The following is a 16521-nucleotide window of genomic DNA, read 5'->3' as shown; positions in this document are numbered from 1 at the left end:
GTGCGTGGACATCTGCCGGACGAGAACCCCGGTTTCGTGGGACGCCGCACGGAACTGGAGCGCGTGTCCGCCGCGTTGGCGGACCACCGCCTCGTCACCGTGACCGGCGTCGGGGGAGTCGGGAAGACCCGGCTCGCGCTGCGCGCCGCGCACCGCGCCGCCGACGGACACCCCGACGGCGCCTGGTGGGCCGACCTCGCCCAGCTCGACGGCGACCGGCTCCTCGTCCCCCTCGTCGCCGACTCCGTCGACCTCGCCGACCACGCCCCCGGGATGGCCGTCACCGGCCTCTGCCGCCGCCTCGCCGACGACCGGCTGCTCCTCGTCCTCGACTCCTGCGAGCACCTCGCCGAACCCTGTGCCCGGCTCGTCACCGAACTCCTCGCCGCCGCCCCCGGACTCACCGTCCTCGCCACCAGCCGGCGCGCCCTCGGCGTCCCGGGCGAGCGGGTCGTCGCCCTCGACCCGCTGCCGCCCGCCGGGGACGACGCCCTGGAACTCCTCCGCCGGGCCGCCGGCGAGGACTTCCCCGCGGCCGGGCCCGCCGGCGAGATCTGCGTACGCCTGGAAGGCATTCCGCTCGCCCTGGAACTGGCCGCCGCGCAGATCCGCCTCCAGGGCGTCGAAGCCGTCCGCGACCAGCTCGGCACCCGCCTCGAAGCCCGGCCGGGCGCCCGCTTCGACCTGCTCGCCCACACCGAGCGGGTCTGGCCGAGCCGCCACCGGACCCTGCGGGCCGCCATCGGCTGGAGCCACGAGCTGAGCACCCCCCTCGAACGCCTCCTCTGGGCCCGGCTCTCCGTCTTCCGCGGCCCCTTCGACCTCGCCTCCGCGACCGCCGTCTGCGCCGGCGGGCCCCTGGACCGCGCCACCCTGCCCGGCGCGCTCGACGGGCTCGTCCGCTCCTCCGTGGTCCGCCCGCCGGACGCCGCCGGCGGGCTCCGCATGCTCGACACCGTCCGGGAGTACGGGGCGACCTGGCTGGACCGCACCGGCGAGACCGCGACGGTCGCCGAACGGCACGCCGCCCACTTCCGGGGCCTGGCCCGCCGGGCCGAGACCGCGTGGCACGGCGCCCGCCAACTCCGCTGGTACCGGACCGTCGACGCGCACCACACCGACCTGCGCACCGCCCTGGACCGGCTGCTGCGCACCGACCCCGACGCCGCCCTCGACCTCGTCGGCTCCGTCGCCTTCGCCTGGTCCTGCCGAGGCCGTCTCCACGAGGCCCGCGACGGCCTCGAACAGGCCCTCCTCCTCAGCGAGACCCGGGGCCGCGTCCGGGCCCGCGCCCTGTGGGCCCTCGGCGTCACCCTGGTCCTGCAGGGGGAGCCCGGCCCCGCGCAGGAGGTGAGCGAGCGCTGCGCCCGCGAGGCCAGGTACGCGGAGCACGTCGAGTCCCCGACGTACGAGGGGGCTCCGCGCGGCGACCGCGACCGTGACCGGGATCGTGACCGGGATCGTGACCGTGACCGTGACCGTGACCGTGACCGTGACCGTGACCGGGATCGCGACCGCGGCCGCGACCGGCCCGGCGACCTCACCCTCGACGCCGCCGCCCTCGCCGGGCTCCTCGCCCTGACCACCGGCCGGCCGATGGCCGCGTACGTCGTCGTGGACCACGTCCTCGCGGCCGCCCGGGGCGGCTCCGCCGACTCCGCCGCCCGGCTCCGCTGCCACCTCGTGCGGGTCTTCGCCCTCACCGGCCTCGGCCGCCTCGCCGAGGCCCGGGAGCGGGCGCTCCGGCTGCGCGCCCGGTGCGAGGAGCTCGACGAGCACTGGATCCGCACCGCCCTCGAGTACCAGCTCGCCCTCACCGGCCTCCTGGAGGGCGACCCGGCGGCCGCCTCCGGCCACGCCCGCGCCATGCTCGAAGGCACCCGCAGTCTCGGCGCGAGCCTCGGCGTCGCCCTGGGCCCCGTCTTCCGGAGCATGCCGGGCTCGCGGGGCCTGACACGCGAGCTCGCCGCGTTGTCGTCGCTCGCCGACTCCTCCGGCCACCACCGGGAGGCGCCCCCACCGCGTTGACCCCCTCCGCCCGCGCTCGCACGCACCGGGCCCCGCTCCCCGGGAGGCCCGGCGGGCTCGACGTGCCGGGGCCCCCGCCCGGGCGGACGATGAGGGCATGGACGGATCCCTGAGCGGTCTGGGCGACATCAGCGCACCGGGACGCGTGGCCGGACCCGACGAGGGCGTCACCGCGCAGGAGCTCGCCCTCGCCGCCCGGAACCACGGACTGCCCCTCGAAGCCCTGCGGTACGACGTCACCCCGCCCGGACTCCACTACGTCCTCGTGCACTACGACATCCCCGCCACCGACGCGGACGGCTGGCGGCTCACGGTCGGCGGCCGGGTCCTCCGGCCGCTCGACCTCGACCTGGCGGCGCTCCGCGCCCGGCCCGCCGTCACCCGACGGGTGACCCTGGAGTGCGCCGGGAACGGCCGGGCCCGGCTCGTGCCCCGCCCCGTCAGCCAGCCCTGGCTGGTCGAGGCCGTCGGGACCGCCGACTGGACCGGAGTCCCGCTGGCCGCCCTCCTCGCCGAGGCGGGCATCGCGGAGGACGCGACCGACGCGGTGTTCACCGGTGCCGACCACGGGGTCGAGCGGGGCGTCGAGCAGGACTACCGCCGCGGCCTGCCCCTCGCCACGGCCGCCGACCCCGCCCGGGACGTCCTCGTCGCGTACGCGATGAACGGCGCGCCCCTGCCGCCGCAGCACGGCAGCCCGCTCCGGCTCGTCGTCCCCGGCTGGTACGGCATGGCGCACGTGAAGTGGCTCCGCGAGATCACGCTCACCGACGCCCCGTACACCGGCTTCCAGCAGAGCGTCGCCTACCGCCTGCGCAGGGAGGCGGACGAACCGGGAGAGCCCGTCACGCTCATCGCGCCCCGGGCCCTGATGGTGCCGCCGGGCTTCCCCGACTTCATGTCCCGCACCCGCGTGGTGCGCCCCGGCCCCGTGCCGCTCACCGGGCGCGCCTGGTCCGGGCACGGCCCGGTCGCCCGCGTCGAGGTCAGCGAGGACGGCGGGGCGGCCTGGACCGACGCCGAGACCGAACGGGACCCCGCGCACCCCTGGGCCTGGTCCGCCTGGCACGCCACCTGGAACGCGACGCCGGGGCTGCGCCACCTGACCGTGCGGGCCACCGACGCCGAGGGGAACGTCCAGCCGCTCACCGCGCCGTGGAACCGCGGGGGCTTCGCCAACAACCTCGTCCAGCGGGTCGAGGTCCTGTGCACCCCCGACGGCTAGGAGGCGCCGTGCCCTCCCCGCCCGCCCGGGACGGGTCCGCGACCCCGGCGGGCGGCGCGTAGAGTCGACTCCGGTGCACCCCGTACCAGCGGGTTCACCGTCGACCGACCCCGACGAGGAGACTTCCGTGACCGACCCGGCCTCCACCGCCCTCCAGCAGCAGATCGCCCGGGACCTCCAGGTCGCCGACGCCTTCGACCCGAAGGCGGAGATCGAGCGCCGGGTGGCCTTCCTCACCGAGCGGCTCGCCTCCACCGGGCTGCGCTCCCTGGTCCTCGGCATCAGCGGAGGCGTCGACTCCACGACCGCCGGCCGGCTCTGCCAGCTCGCCGTGGAGCGGGCCCGCGCCGCCGGCCACGACGCCACCTTCTACGCGATGCGCCTGCCGTACGGCGTGCAGGCCGACGAGCGGGACGCGCAGACCGCCCTCGACTTCATCCGCGCCGACCGGGTCCTCACCGTGGACGTCAAGGCGGCCAGCGACGCGGCCCTGGCGGCCTGCCTCGCCGGCGGGGTGACCTTCCGCGACGCGCACCACCAGGACTTCGTGCAGGGCAACATCAAGGCCCGGCAGCGGATGATCGCCCAGTACGCGGTCGCCGGCGCCCACCACGGCCTCGTGGTCGGCACCGACCACGCCGCCGAGGCCGTCTCCGGCTTCTTCACCAAGTTCGGCGACGGCGCCGCCGACGTCGTCCCGCTGACCGGCCTGACCAAGCGGCGCGTCCGCGCGCTCGCCGACGAGCTGGGCGCCCCGGCCGAGCTGGTGTGGAAGACCCCCACGGCCGACCTGGAGACCCTCGCCCCGGGCAAGGCCGACGAGGACGCGCTCGGCGTCACGTACGACGACATCGACGACTTCCTGGAGGGCAAGCCCGTCGAGGAGGCCGCCTACGCCACGATCGTCCGCCGCTACGAGCTCACCGAGCACAAGCGACAGCTGCCCATCGCCCCCTGAGCACCCGCCGCGGCGGCCGGACCGCCCCCGAACGGCCCGGCCGGAGGCGACTCCGAGAGGTCCGGCCGGGGGCGGACCCCGAACGGTTCGGCCCGGGGCGACTCCTGACGGTCCGGACCGCCCCGCCCGCGCCGACGACGGCGGGGAATCCCGTCCCGGACACCCCCGCCGTGTGATCCACTGTCCGCGCGGGGGGCGTACCGAACAGGAGCAGGAGCAGCGTTGAGCACCTACCGGCAGCCGGGCCTCGTCCTCACGGACCACCGCTTCCCCGTCCCCCTCGACCACGCCCGCCCCGACGGCGAGCGCATCGAGGTCTTCGGCCGTGAGGTCGTCGCGAGCGGCCACGCCGGATCCGGCCGCGAGAAGCTGCCCTGGCTGGTCTACCTGGAGGGCGGACCCGGCTTCGGCGCCCGCCGCTTCATCGGCCCGCAGGCCTGGCTCGGCCGCGCCGTGAAGGAGTTCCGCGTCCTCCTCCTCGACCAGCGCGGCACCGGCCGCTCCACCCCCGCCAACCGCCAGACCCTGCCGCTGCGCGGCGGCCCGGCCGAGCAGGCGGACTACCTGGCCCACTTCCGCGCCGACTCCATCGTCAAGGACTGCGAGCTGATCCGGCGCCGCCTCACCGGCGGCGCCCCCTGGACCGTCCTCGGCCAGAGCTTCGGCGGATTCTGCGCCACCCACTACCTCTCCACCGCCCCCGAGGGCCTGGACACCGTCCTCGTCACCGGCGGCCTGCCCTCCCTCGACGCCACCGCCGAGGAGGTCTACCGCGCCGCCTACCCGCGCGTCCGGCGGAAGAACGAGGCCCACTTCGCCCGGTACCCCCAGGACGCCGAACGGGCCCGCGCGATCGCCGCCCACCTCCTCGACCACGAGGTCACCCTTCCCGGCGGCGGCCTCCTCACCGTCGAGGCCTTCCAGTCCCTCGGCATCCTCCTCGGCTCCGGCGAGGGCACCCACCAGCTCCATCTGCTCCTGGAGGGCGCCTTCGTGCCCACCCCGGGCGGGCCCGCGCTCGCCGACGCCTTCCTGGAGCAGGTCCAGGCCCACCTCTCGTACGCCGGACACCCGCTGTACGCCGTGCTCCACGAGGCCATCTACGCCCAGGGCCAGGGCCCTACCGACTGGGCCGCCGAGCGCGTGCGCGCCGAGCACCCCGAGTTCGACGCCCGCACGGCGCTCGCCGAGGGCGCGCCGCCGCTCTTCACCGGCGAGACCGTCCACCCCTGGCACTTCACCACCGACCCCGCCCTGCGTCCGCTCCGCGAGACCGCCGAACTGCTCGCCGCGCGCACCGACTGGACCCCGCTGTACGACCCCGAGCGCCTCGCCGCCAACCGGGTCCCGGTGGCGGCCGCCGTCTACCACGACGACATGTACGTGGACACCGCCCACTCCCTGGAGACCGCGCGCGCCGTACGCGGCCTGCGGACCTGGGTGACCGACGAGTTCGAGCACGACGGGGTGCGGGCCGGCGGGCCGCGGGTCCTGGACCGGCTCCTCGCCCTCGCCCGGGACGAGGCCTGACCGTCCGGCCCCGGAGGAACGGGCATAGGATGCGGCGCGCGATCGACCGGCGACGGCCCCGGGGCGGGGTCCCGGTGCGCAGGAGGGGGCCCGGATGGCGGCACGCGAGACACCGGCCTCCGGCCGGGAGCTGAAGTTCCGGGCCCTCATGGCGGAGCTGCGGCGCGGCATCCTCGACGGCACCTGGCCCCCCGGCGGCAAGCTCCCCACCGAGCGGGCGCTCGCCACCGAGACGGGCCTGTCCGTCACCACCGTCCGCCGCGCCTACGAGGACCTCGTCGCCCTCGGGCTCGTCGAACGGCGCCGGGGCGCGGGCACCTTCTCCGCCCACCGGCCCGAGCGGAGCCGGACCGACCGGCGGATCGTCGGCGTCCTCGTCCCCGACACCGCCTTCTACTACCCGCGCGTCCTCCAGGGCATCGAGAAGGAGCTCGCGGCGGCCGGCGCCCGGCTCGTCCTCGCCTGCTCGCACTACGACCCCGCCGAGGAGGACGCCGCCGTCGAGCGGCTCCTCTCCGCCGGGGTCCACGGGCTCCTCCTCGTTCCCAGCCTGCACACCGCGACCGACCCGGGGCGCCGCGCCGAGGAGCTCCTCGCCCTGCCCGTCCCCGCCGTCCTCGTCGAACGCCGGCTCGCCGCCCACGGCCCGGGCGATCCCACCGAGCACGTCTGCACCGACCACGAGGGCGGCGCCTACGACGCCGTGCGCCACCTGCGCGCCCTCGGCCACGAGCGGCTCGGGCTCGTCGCCCGCACCGACGCCCCCACCGCCGCGCCCGTCGAGTCCGGCTTCGCCCGCGCGCTCACGGACCTCGGACTGCCCGCCGCCCCGGCGCCCGAGCGGGACGTGACGGCCCGCTGGGACCCGGACCGCGCCGACCGGGCGCTCGCCGCGCTGCGGGACGGCGGGGTGACGGCCGCGCTCTGCTTCGGCGACCGGGAGGCGGCCCTGATGCTCGGAGCGGCCCGCCGCGCCGGGCTCCGGGTGCCCGAGGACCTCGCCCTGATCAGCTACGACAACGAGTTCGCCGATGTCGCGGAGACCCCGCTGACGGCCGTCTCGCCCCCCAAGTACCAGCTCGGCCGCCTCGCCGCGCAGATCCTGCTCCGGCGGCTCGCCGAGGGGGACGCGGTCCCGCTCCACCAGGTGCAGCTGAGACCGCGCCTCGTGGTCCGGACCTCCTGCGGCGGGCGGGCGCCGGGGGAGCCACAAAAGTCCAAGCGATGAGTTCGGATTGCTCATGGTGTGCTCTCCCCGCGTACGGATACAACTCGGTCCGGGCCCGTGAGGGCCCCTGCGAGGAGAGGACCCGGACCATGAGCACCCACGTCAGCGCGGAGATCGCCGGCCAGCCCGACTGCTGGCGCCGTGCCGCCGAGATCGCCGACCGCGACACCGGCCTGCTGCCGGCCCGGGGCGAGCGCGTGGCGGTCGTCGGCTGCGGCACCTCGTACTTCATCGCCCGCGCCTACGCGGCCCTGCGGGAGTCCCTCGGCGCGGGCGAGACCGACGCGTTCCCCGCCTCCGACGGGACACCGCTCGGCCGCGGCTACGACCGGATCGTCGCCCTCACCCGCTCCGGCACCACCACGGAGGTCGTGGACCTGCTCGCCCGTGCCGCCGGCCGCGTCCCCACGCTCGTCGTCACCGGTGTCCCCGCCGGCCCCGCCGGGCGGCTCGCCGACCGGATCGTCGACCTGGGCTTCGCCGACGAACGCTCCGTCGTCCAGACCCGGTTCGCCACCACCGCCCTCCAACTCCTGCGCGCCGGGCTCGGGGTGGACCTCGGTCCGGCGATCGCCGACGCCGAACTCGTCCTGTACGAGCGGCTGCCCGCCGCCTGGGAGCGGCGCGGGCAGTTCACCTTCCTCGGCACCGGCTGGACCGTCGGGCTCGCCGACGAGGCGGCACTCAAGCTGCGCGAAGTGGCCCGCGCCTGGACGGAGTCGTACCCGGCGATGGAGTACCGCCACGGTCCGATCAGCATCAGCGACCGGGCGAGCCTGGTCTGCTGCCTCGGCCCCGCCCCGTCCGGCCTCCGGGACGAAGTGGAGTCCACCGGGGCCCTGTTCGCCGCCGACGCGATCGATCCGGTCGCGGCCCTCGTCCGCGTCCAGCGGCTCGCGGTCGCCCTCGCGGACCGGCGCGGCCTCAACCCGGACCGTCCGCGCCACGTTTCGCGCTCGGTGATCCTCGCCGGGGCGTTCCGCCCGACGGTGTCGGACGCGACCCGTATCCTGCGGTCATGATCGATACGGATGCCCCGGACCTGCTGGAGATGCCCGGCGACTGGCAGCGCGCGCTGTGCGTCGTCGCCCACCCCGACGACCTGGAGTACGGCTGCGCGGCGGCGGTCGCGGCCTGGACGGACGAGGGGAAGGAGGTCGCGTACGTCCTGGCCACCCGGGGCGAGGCCGGCATCGACACCCTCGCCCCGGACGTCTGCGGCCCGCTCCGCGAGCGCGAGCAGCGGGACAGCGCCGCCGTCGTCGGCGTGAACGCCGTCGAGTTCCTCGACCACCGCGACGGCGTGATCGAGTACGGGCTCGGCCTGCGCCGTGACATCGCGGCCGCGATCCGCCGCCACCGCCCGGAGCTCGTGATCACCCTCAACCACCGCGACACCTGGGGCGGGGACCCGGGCGCGCCCTGGAACACCCCCGACCACCTGGCCGTCGGCCGCGCCACGCTGGACGCGGCGGCCGACGCCGGAAACCGCTGGATCTTCCCCGAGCTGACCGAGCGGGGCCTGGAGCCCTGGAACGGCGTCCGCTGGGTCGCGGTCGCCGCCTCCAGCACCCCGACCCACGCGGTCGACGCGACCCCGGGCCTGGAGCGCGCGATCCGCTCCCTCCTCTGCCACCGCGCCTACATCGAGGCCCTGACGGACGAGGACCCGGAGGAGTACGTCCGTACCTTCCTCGCCACCACGACGGCCCGGTCCGCGTCCCGCTTCGGCGACCGCCCGGCGGTGAGCTTCGAACTCTTCGGCCGCCAGGTGTACTGACCCGGGGTGTCGTCGACGCGGCTGACCGGCGGGTGTCGACCGGTCACCGGCTCGGGGCGGGCCTCATCGCGGCGAAGACCGCGCCGGAGGGGTCCGCGAGCCAGGCGATGCGGCCGACGTCCGGGACGTCGGCGGCGGGCATCACGACCGAGCCGCCGTTGCCCTGGGCCCAGCGGGCCGTCGCGTCGACGTCCTCGACCGCGAAGTACGGGATCCAGCGCGGGGTGTCGCTCTGGAGCTCCGCCACGCCGCCGAACGAGGCGTCCTCCTGGTCGCCCTCGGCGGTGGAGACCACCCGGTACGTCATGCCGGGGGCCTTCATCTCCGTCCAGCGCCACCCGAAGAGCTGCCGGTAGAAGCCGAGGACGGCCTCGGGGTCGGCGACGTGCAGCTCCACCCACAGCAGGGTGTTGGTGGTCGAGGTCCGTTCCAGGCCCCGCACGGCGGCCGGCTGCCAGACGGCGAACTCGGCGCCGCCGGGGTCCGTGAGGTTGGCCATCCGGCCCGCGTCCATGACGTCGAAGGCCGGGCTGCGCACGGTGCCGCCCGCCGCCGCGGCGGTCTGCAGGGTGGTGTCGGCGTCCGGCGTCTGGAAGTAGACCGTCCACGCGCTGTGCGCGCCCGTCTCGGTGAGGGGGCCGAGCGCGCCGACCGTGCGGCCCTCCTGCTGGAAGAAGCCGTAGCCGCCCGCCTCGGGGCCCAGTGACCGGAACTCCCAGCCGAGGACGGCGCCGTAGAACGCGGCGGTGACGTCCGGGTCGGGGCTGCCGAGATCGATCCAACTGGGGGAACCGGTGGTGAACTGGGTGCCGAGCATGGGGGCTGTTCCGTCCTTCCGTCGTCCGTGACCGCCGTCCTTCCGGCCACCATGGCCGATCCTCGTCCCTCCGCCCGGGCGACGCAGCCGCAGACGGCCGGGTTCATCCGACCGGCCGACGGGTCGCGGCCGTCTCCGGATCCGCGGTCGACGGCCCGTCTCCGATCGCCGCGCCCGCCCGGTGGTCCGGCTCGCCGCGTCGACCACCCCCTCCCGCCGCACCGTGGCGCTCCCGGCCGCCCGGACGCCGGGGCCCGGGGGCGAGCGTGGTTCCGTCCGTGGATCTTCCGCAAGGAAACTTGCCGTTCCTGCAAGACTGGTCGCATGACTCGTATGACTGAAGACGACCGCATCGACGCGGTGCTGACCGAGGTCGGACCCCGGCTCCGCCGGGTCCGCCGGGACCGCGGGGTGACGCTCGCCGAGCTCTCCGCCGCCACCGGGATCTCCGTGAGCACCCTGTCCCGGCTGGAGTCCGGGCAGCGCAAGCCCAGCCTCGAACTGCTCCTGCCGCTCGCCCGCGCCCACCAGGTCCCCCTGGACGAGCTGGTCGGGGCCCCGCCGGTGGGCGACCCCCGGGTCAAGGCGAAGCCCATCGTGCGCCACGGGCGGACGATGTACCCCCTGACCCGGCAGCCCGGCGGGCTCCAGGCGTACAAGGTGATCCAGGAGAAGGCGCACGAGGCGCCGGAGCCCCGGGTGCACGAGGGGTACGAGTGGTTGTACGTGCTCTCCGGGAAGCTCCGGCTCGTCCTGGGCGAGCACGACGTCGTCCTGGCCGCCGGTGAGGCGGCCGAGTTCGACACGCGCGTCCCGCACTGGTTCGGGCCGACGGCCGAAGGGCCGGTGGAGTTCCTGAGCCTGTTCGGGCCGCAGGGAGAGCGCATGCACGTCAGGGCGCGTCCCAAGAAGTCCGGCCGAGCGGTTCCCCCGGGGCAAGCGACCGCTTAGTATGCCACCGACCGCTCGGTACGGAGGAGGCATTCCGGATGCAGGCATGGCGTGTGCACGAGAACGGCGAACCGCGCGCGGTGATGCGCCGCGAAGAGGTGGAACGACCCGCGCCCGGCGACGGCCAGGTCCTCCTCAGGGTCCGCGCGGCGAACGTCAACTTCCCCGACGCGCTGCTCTGCCGCGGCCACTACCAGGTGCGGCCCCCGCTGCCCTTCACCCCCGGCGTCGAGGTCTGCGCCGAGACCGAGGACGGGCGCCGGGTCATCACCACCGCAGCCCTCCCGCACGGCGGCTTCGCCGAGTACGTCCTCGCCGACGCCGCCGGGCTCCTGCCCGCCCCGGAGGCGCTCGACGACGCCGAGGCCGCCGCGCTGCACATCGGCTACCAGACCGGCTGGTTCGGCCTGCACCGCCGCGCCGCCCTGAAGGAGGGCGAGGTCCTCCTCGTCCACGCGGCGGCCGGCGGCGTCGGCAGCGCCGCCGTCCAGCTCGGCAAGGCGGCCGGTGCCACCGTCATCGGCGTCGTCGGCGGTCCGGAGAAGGCGGCCGTCGCCCGCACCCTCGGCTGCGACCTGGTGATCGACCGCCGCTCCGAGGACGTCGTCGCCGCCGTCAAGGCCGCGACCGGCGGCCGGGGCGCCGACGTGATCTACGACCCGGTCGGCGGCGAGGCCTACCAGCAGTCCGCCAAGTGCGTCGCCTTCGAGGGGCGGATCGTGATCGTCGGCTTCGCGAGCGGCACCGTCCCCGCCCCCGCCCTCAACCACGCCCTGGTGAAGAACTACTCGGTCCTCGGCCTCCACTGGGGCCTGTACGCGGCGAAGGACCCGGCCTCCGTCGGCCGCTGCCACGAGACCCTGACCGCCTGCGCGGCGAAGGGGCTCATCAAGCCGCTCATCGGCGAACGCGTCCCCTTCGCGGACGCGGCGGACGCCGTCCAGCGCGTCGCCGACGGCACCACCACGGGCCGCCTGGTCGTCCTCCCGGAAGGAGCCCGTGCATGATCGGCTCCGAGGAACTCCGTTCCCGCACACGGCGGTTGCTCGCCGAGCATCCGCCCGCCACGACCGACCGGACCGACTTCCTGAAGGCCCGCTTCGACGCCGGGCTCGCCTGGGTGAACTATCCCGTGGGCCTCGGCGGACTCGACGCGCCCCGCGCCCTCCAGGCCGTCGTCGACGCCGAACTCGCCGCCGCGGGCGCCCCCGACAACGACCCGCGCCGGATCGGCATCGGCCTCGGCATGGCCGCCCCCACCCTCCTCGCCCACGGCTCGGAGGAGGTCAAGAAGCGCTTCCTGCGACCCCTCTGGGCAGGCGAGGAGGTCTGGTGCCAGCTCTTCAGCGAGCCCGGCGCGGGCTCCGACCTCGCCGCGCTCGGCACCCGCGCCGTACGGGACGGCGAGGACTGGGTGGTCGACGGGCAGAAGGTGTGGACCTCCAGCGCCCACATCGCCCGCTGGGCCATCCTCGTCGCCCGCACCGACCCGGACGCCCCCAAGCACCGGGGCATCACCTACTTCGTCTGCGACATGACCGACCCCGGGGTCGAGGTCCGGCCGCTGCGCCAGATCACCGGCGAGGCCGAGTTCAACGAGGTCTTCCTCACCGGCGTCCGCATCCCCGACGCCCACCGCCTCGGCGAGGTCGGCGACGGCTGGCGGGTCGCCCAGACCACCCTGATGAACGAGCGGGTCTCCATCGGCGGCGCCCGCATCCCCCGCGAGGGCGGCATGATCGGGAAGCTCGCCACGACCTGGCGCGAGCGCCCCGAACTGCGCACCCACGACCTCCACCGGCGCCTCCTCGACCTCTGGGTCGACGCCGAGGTCGCCCGGCTCACCGGCGAACGGCTCCGTCAGCAGCTCGTCGCCGGACAGCCCGGCCCCGAGGGCAGCGCGATGAAGCTCGGCTTCGCCCGGCTCAACCAGGCCATCAGCGGACTGGAGGTCGAACTCCTCGGCGAAGAAGGCCTGTTGTACGGCGAATGGGAGATGCGCCGCCCCGAACTCGTCGACTTCACCGGACGGGACGCCGGATACCGCTATCTGCGCTCCAAGGGCAACTCGATCGAGGGCGGGACCAGCGAGGTGCTCCTCAACATCGTCGCCGAGCGGGTCCTCGGCCTGCCGCCGGAGCCCCGCAACGACAAGGACGTCGCCTGGAAGGACCTGACCCGATGACGGCACAGACCGATCTGCTGTACTCCGAGACCGAGGACGACCTGCGGGCGGCCGTCCGCGCCCTGCTCGCCGACCGGGCCGGCCACCGGACCCTGCTCGACCGGATCGAGACGGACGACCCGTACGTCCCCGACCTCTGGAAGTCCCTCGCGTGCGACATCGGCGCCGCCGGACTCCTCGTGCCCGAGGAGCTCGGCGGCCAGGGCGCGAGCCACCGCGAGGCCGCGGTGGTCCTGGAGGAGCTGGGCCGCGCGGTGACGCCGCTGCCGTACCTCACGAGCGCGGTGGTGGCCACGGAGACGCTGCTCGGCCTCGCGGGGCGGGGCGACGGCCCGGCCGTCGAGCTCCTGGCGGAGCTCGCGGGCGGCCGGACGGTCGCGGTGCTCGCCGTACCCCTGTCGACCGCTCCGGACGCGGAGCCGTTCCCGCGGGGAACGACGGACGGGGAACCGTCCCCGCCCGCCGTGACCGGCGCCGGGCCGCTGTCCGCCTCCACCGTCGCGGGCGTCGCCGACGCCGTCGCGGCCGACGTACTCCTCGTCCCGCGTGCCGACGGCCTGTACGCCGTACCGGCCGGAGAGGCGACCGTCGAGCCGCAGACCCCGCTCGACCTCACCCGCCCCCTCGCCCGCGTCACCCCGCGGCCCGGGAGCGGCACCCGGCTCGCCGACGGCGGGGCCGCCCGCGCGGCCGTCCGGCGCGGGCTCCTCGCCGGTGCGGGACTGCTCGCCTCCGAGCAGCTCGGCCTCGCCGCGTGGTGTCTGGAGGAGACCGTCCGGTACACCCGCGAGCGCCACCAGTTCAACCGGCCCGTGGGCTCCTTCCAGGCCCTGAAGCACCGCATGGCCCAGCTCTGGCTGGACCTCGTCGGGGCCAGGGCCGCGGCCCGCGCCGCCGCCGACGCCCTCGCCACCGGCGCCCCGGACGCCCCGCTGACCGTGGCGGTCGCCCAGGCCCACTGCTCCAAGGTCGCGGTCCGCGCCGCCGAGGAGTGCGTGCAGCTGCACGGCGGGATCGGCATGACCTGGGAGCACCCCGCGCACCTGGCACTGAAGCGGGCCAAGTCCGACCAGGTCGCCCTCGGTTCGCCGGGCCGGCACCAGGACGCGATCGCGGCTCTGGCGGACCTGCCCGCGCCCGTGTGACGGAGCCGGGCCCGCCGGGCCCGCGCCCGTGTCCGCACCCCTCCGCGCACTGCCGGACCGACCTTCGCGAGGGGTGCGGACGCGAGCGGAAGGGCTGCCCGTCGGCCGCCCCGGCCGAATCTCACCCGTATGGCCGCCCCGCCATACGCCCGTACGGACCGCGCATTCCGCCACACTGTCCGCCGAACGCCGCAATTCCCGTGCGGCGACGGAGGGACGTGAGAGCGATGGCCGTTTCCATTTCTGTCGTGCTGCTGCTGTTGGTACTGGCCGTGATCTTCCTGCGGAACGGCGGCCTGAAGGTCACGCACGCCCTGGTCTGCGCCCTGCTCGGCTTCTTCCTCGCCGGCACCGGCATGGCGCCCACCATCCACAACGGCGTGGCCGCCACCGCCGACGTGGTCTCCAGCCTCAGACCGTGACCCACCGCGCCCGGGGTTCGGATATCCGAACCGCCGGTTCGGGGGCGAGCACGATCGACCCGCCCCGCCCCGCCCGCCAAGGATGGGGGCATGGCTGAGACGACGAATGACACGCGGGCGGCGACCGCCGCCCGCGCCGAGGACCTGCACCGCGCCTACGGGCGCGGCGCCGCCACCGTGCACGCGCTGCGCGGTGTGTCGGTGGCCCTCGCACCCGGCACCTTCACCGCGGTGATGGGCCCGTCCGGATCCGGGAAGACCACCCTGCTGCACTGCCTCGCCGGAATGGACCGGCCCACCCGCGGCGCCGTGTGGTGGGGCGACACCGAGGTGACACGGCTGCCGGAACGGAGACTGGCGGAACTGCGGCGCACCCGGATCGGTTTCGTCTTCCAGGCGTTCAACCTGATGCCCGCCATGACCGTCGCCCAGAACGTCGAGCTGCCCGGCCGCCTCGCGGGCACCCGGCCGGACCGCGGCCACGTCCTCGACGCGCTCGCCCGTGTCGGCCTCGCGGGACGCGCCCGGCACCGCCCCGGGCAGCTCTCCGGCGGCCAGCAGCAACGGGTGGCCATCGCCCGCGCGCTCGTCTCCCGGCCCCGGGTCCTCTTCGCCGACGAACCGACCGGCGCGCTCGACCGGGCCACCGGCCACGAGATCCTCGCCCTGCTGCGCGCCGGAGTCGACCAGGACGGCCAGACCTGCACCATGGTCACCCACGACCCCGTCGCCGCCGGATACGCGGACCGGGTCCTGCTCCTCGCCGACGGCCTCGTCGTGGACGAACTGGAACGGCCCACCTCCGCCGAGGTCGCCGCGCGCCTCGGTCGACTCGGCGGGTGAGCGCCGTGGCCCTCCTCGCCCTCGGACAGCTGCGCCGGCGTCCGGCGGCCTTCGCCGGACTCGCGGTCGCGCTCTTCCTCCTCGTCGCCACGACGACGCTCTTCGGCTCGTTGTTCGCCACCGGGGCCACCGCCCCCGAAGCCGTCCGCCGGACGCCGGTGGCGGGACCCGGCCTGATGGTGATCGCGGGAGCCTTCGGCGAGATCGCCGTCCTCGTCGCCTTCTTCGTCGTCGCCAACGCCGTGGGCTTCGCGCTCCGCCGACAGCACCGGGAGCTGGCGCTCCTGCGCACCATCGCGGCCACGCCCCGGCAGGTACGGCGCCTCGTCCGCGTCCAGACCGCCGTCACCGCGCTCGTCGTGGCCGCGCCCGGCGGGCTCGCCGGGGGGTACGCGGCCCGCCGCTTCCTCCTCGCCCTGCAATGCCGGGGGATGGCCGCGCCGGACCTGCGCGTGCCGGTGACACCGCTGCCCGCCCTCGTCGCCGTGGGGATCACACTCGCCGTCGGGCTCGCGGCAACGGCCGTCGCGGTCCGGCGGATCTCCCGGATCGCGCCCGCGGCCGCGCTCACCGCGACCGCCACCGAGCAGGGCCGGACCGGGGTGCCGCGCCTGCTCGCCGGCGTCTGTGCCCTGGTGGGCGGCGGCCTGCTGCTGCGGCTCGCCGCGACCAGGCCGGCGGAGGAGCCGGACAAGGCGGGGCAGGCGGCACTGCTCGGCTCGCTGGTGCTGCTCGTCGCGCTCGCCATGACGGGGCCCCTCGCGGCGCGCGCCCTGGTGACCCTCCTGGGAGGGCCCGCGCGGGCCCTGATGCCCGGCACGGGCTGGCTCGCGCAGGCCAATCTGCGCGGATACGCCCGGCGGCTGACGTCCGCCGTGGTGCCGGTCGCACTGCTCGTGGGCCTGTCGGCGACCATGATGATCATGACACGCACCGCAGAGCACGCGGCAGGCACGACCGGCGCCGCCTCCGCCACCGACGTCTGGCTCCGCCAGGCCGAACTGGCGCTGCTCACCTCCTTCGCCGCCGTCTCCACGATCAACACGGTCATCGCCGTCACCGGGGAGCGGCGCGGCGAGTTCGCCCTGCTGCGGCTCGTCGGGGCGACCAGGCGCCAACTGCTGCGCATGCTCACGGCCGAGGCCGTGCTGACCACCGCGGTCGGCGTCCTGCTCGGCGGCGCGGTCGCCGCCCTCGCCACGGCCGCGTTCAGCACGGCGGCGACCGGCTCCGCGCTGCCGTCCGTCCCGGCCGCGTCCTGCGCCTGGATCGTCGCGGGCGCGGCGGCACTGACCCTCCCGGCAACCCTGGGCGCGGGCCTCCGGGCGATCTCGGGCCCCGCGACGCACCTCGTGGGCGGCGACCGTGACTGATCCGGGTGCCGGGGCGATGTCCGAGAACCGTCCGCC

General features: G+C 75.8%; 15 protein-coding genes. 14 read left to right on the top strand and 1 reads right to left on the bottom strand.

Annotated elements, in window-relative coordinates:
* The 7 genes from ACZ66Z_RS04295 to ACZ66Z_RS04265 all read left to right on the top strand — a co-directional run bounded on the left by ACZ66Z_RS04295 (nucleotide 1) and on the right by ACZ66Z_RS04265 (nucleotide 8749).
* Complete coding sequence (locus tag ACZ66Z_RS04295; RefSeq protein WP_469932460.1) at nucleotides 1-2028, top strand: ATP-binding protein; 2028 nt, start codon at nucleotides 1-3, stop codon at nucleotides 2026-2028.
* Nucleotides 2029-2125: 97 nt separating this feature from the next.
* Nucleotides 2126-3253, top strand: coding sequence for a sulfite oxidase (locus ACZ66Z_RS04290; RefSeq protein WP_469932459.1), 1128 nt, complete (start codon nucleotides 2126-2128; stop codon nucleotides 3251-3253).
* 127 nt (nucleotides 3254-3380) lie between these two features.
* Nucleotides 3381-4211: an ammonia-dependent NAD(+) synthetase gene (nadE, locus tag ACZ66Z_RS04285; RefSeq protein ID WP_469932458.1), complete on the top strand. Its 831-nt coding sequence runs from the start codon at nucleotides 3381-3383 to the stop codon at nucleotides 4209-4211.
* Nucleotides 4212-4433: 222 nt separating this feature from the next.
* The gene (locus tag ACZ66Z_RS04280; RefSeq protein WP_469932457.1) at nucleotides 4434-5741 is read left to right on the top strand and encodes an alpha/beta fold hydrolase; all 1308 of its coding nucleotides are present in this window, start codon (nucleotides 4434-4436) and stop codon (nucleotides 5739-5741) included.
* A 94-nt stretch (nucleotides 5742-5835) separates the two neighbouring features.
* On the top strand, nucleotides 5836-6969 hold the full coding sequence (locus ACZ66Z_RS04275; protein WP_469932456.1) for a GntR family transcriptional regulator: 1134 nt from the start codon (nucleotides 5836-5838) through the stop codon (nucleotides 6967-6969).
* Nucleotides 6970-7058: 89 nt separating this feature from the next.
* On the top strand, nucleotides 7059-7991 hold the full coding sequence (locus ACZ66Z_RS04270) for an SIS domain-containing protein (RefSeq protein ID WP_469932455.1): 933 nt from the start codon (nucleotides 7059-7061) through the stop codon (nucleotides 7989-7991).
* Nucleotides 7988-8749 (top strand): PIG-L deacetylase family protein, encoded by a 762-nt coding sequence (locus ACZ66Z_RS04265; protein ID WP_469932454.1) that lies wholly within the window; start codon nucleotides 7988-7990, stop codon nucleotides 8747-8749. Before ACZ66Z_RS04270 ends, ACZ66Z_RS04265 begins: the two co-directional genes overlap by 4 nt.
* A 43-nt stretch (nucleotides 8750-8792) precedes the next feature.
* Here ACZ66Z_RS04265 and ACZ66Z_RS04260 read toward each other — a convergent pair whose 3' ends face one another.
* Entirely contained in the window at nucleotides 8793-9566 is a 774-nt protein-coding gene (locus ACZ66Z_RS04260; RefSeq protein ID WP_469932453.1) for a VOC family protein, read from the bottom strand.
* Nucleotides 9567-9899: 333 nt separating this feature from the next.
* On the opposite strand from ACZ66Z_RS04260, the gene ACZ66Z_RS04255 reads away from it, so the two are divergent.
* From ACZ66Z_RS04255 to ACZ66Z_RS04225, 7 genes are all read left to right on the top strand, one after another.
* Nucleotides 9900-10517, top strand: coding sequence for a helix-turn-helix domain-containing protein (locus tag ACZ66Z_RS04255; protein ID WP_469932452.1), 618 nt, complete (start codon nucleotides 9900-9902; stop codon nucleotides 10515-10517).
* Nucleotides 10518-10555: 38 nt separating this feature from the next.
* Entirely contained in the window at nucleotides 10556-11524 is a 969-nt protein-coding gene (locus tag ACZ66Z_RS04250) for an NADPH:quinone oxidoreductase family protein (RefSeq protein ID WP_469932451.1), read from the top strand.
* Nucleotides 11521-12702, top strand: a complete 1182-nt coding sequence (locus ACZ66Z_RS04245; protein WP_469932450.1) for an acyl-CoA dehydrogenase family protein — start codon at nucleotides 11521-11523, stop codon at nucleotides 12700-12702. Before ACZ66Z_RS04250 ends, ACZ66Z_RS04245 begins: the two co-directional genes overlap by 4 nt.
* A complete protein-coding gene (locus tag ACZ66Z_RS04240) occupies nucleotides 12699-13847 on the top strand; it encodes an acyl-CoA dehydrogenase family protein (protein ID WP_469932449.1) in 1149 nt (382 codons plus the stop codon). The genes ACZ66Z_RS04245 and ACZ66Z_RS04240 overlap by 4 nt, the downstream gene beginning before the upstream one ends.
* A 227-nt stretch (nucleotides 13848-14074) precedes the next feature.
* Nucleotides 14075-14269: a hypothetical protein gene (locus ACZ66Z_RS04235; protein WP_467126637.1), complete on the top strand. Its 195-nt coding sequence runs from the start codon at nucleotides 14075-14077 to the stop codon at nucleotides 14267-14269.
* Nucleotides 14270-14359: 90 nt separating this feature from the next.
* Nucleotides 14360-15112 carry an ABC transporter ATP-binding protein gene (locus ACZ66Z_RS04230; protein ID WP_469932448.1) on the top strand — a complete coding sequence of 251 codons (753 nt, stop codon included), beginning with the start codon at nucleotides 14360-14362 and terminating at the stop codon, nucleotides 15110-15112.
* Between the two features lie 5 nt (nucleotides 15113-15117).
* Nucleotides 15118-16485: an FtsX-like permease family protein gene (locus ACZ66Z_RS04225; protein ID WP_469932732.1), complete on the top strand. Its 1368-nt coding sequence runs from the start codon at nucleotides 15118-15120 to the stop codon at nucleotides 16483-16485.
* The last annotated feature ends 36 nt before the right edge of the window (nucleotides 16486-16521 follow it).

It is taken from the genome of Streptomyces sp. NPDC107498 (assembly GCF_055582805.1).
This window is presented reverse-complemented; position numbering and strand designations above follow the sequence as displayed.

Coding starts and splice junctions, on each gene's coding strand:
- ACZ66Z_RS04270 (WP_469932455.1), top strand. CDS start 7,059: ATGAGCACCCACGTCAGCGCGGAGATCGCCGGCCAGCCCGACTGCTGG.
- ACZ66Z_RS04260 (WP_469932453.1), bottom strand. CDS start 9,566: ATGCTCGGCACCCAGTTCACCACCGGTTCCCCCAGTTGGATCGATCTC.
- ACZ66Z_RS04265 (WP_469932454.1), top strand. CDS start 7,988: ATGATCGATACGGATGCCCCGGACCTGCTGGAGATGCCCGGCGACTGG.
- ACZ66Z_RS04255 (WP_469932452.1), top strand. CDS start 9,900: ATGACTGAAGACGACCGCATCGACGCGGTGCTGACCGAGGTCGGACCC.
- ACZ66Z_RS04250 (WP_469932451.1), top strand. CDS start 10,556: ATGCAGGCATGGCGTGTGCACGAGAACGGCGAACCGCGCGCGGTGATG.
- ACZ66Z_RS04245 (WP_469932450.1), top strand. CDS start 11,521: ATGATCGGCTCCGAGGAACTCCGTTCCCGCACACGGCGGTTGCTCGCC.
- ACZ66Z_RS04235 (WP_467126637.1), top strand. CDS start 14,075: ATGGCCGTTTCCATTTCTGTCGTGCTGCTGCTGTTGGTACTGGCCGTG.
- ACZ66Z_RS04290 (WP_469932459.1), top strand. CDS start 2,126: ATGGACGGATCCCTGAGCGGTCTGGGCGACATCAGCGCACCGGGACGC.
- ACZ66Z_RS04230 (WP_469932448.1), top strand. CDS start 14,360: ATGGCTGAGACGACGAATGACACGCGGGCGGCGACCGCCGCCCGCGCC.
- ACZ66Z_RS04240 (WP_469932449.1), top strand. CDS start 12,699: ATGACGGCACAGACCGATCTGCTGTACTCCGAGACCGAGGACGACCTG.
- ACZ66Z_RS04275 (WP_469932456.1), top strand. CDS start 5,836: ATGGCGGCACGCGAGACACCGGCCTCCGGCCGGGAGCTGAAGTTCCGG.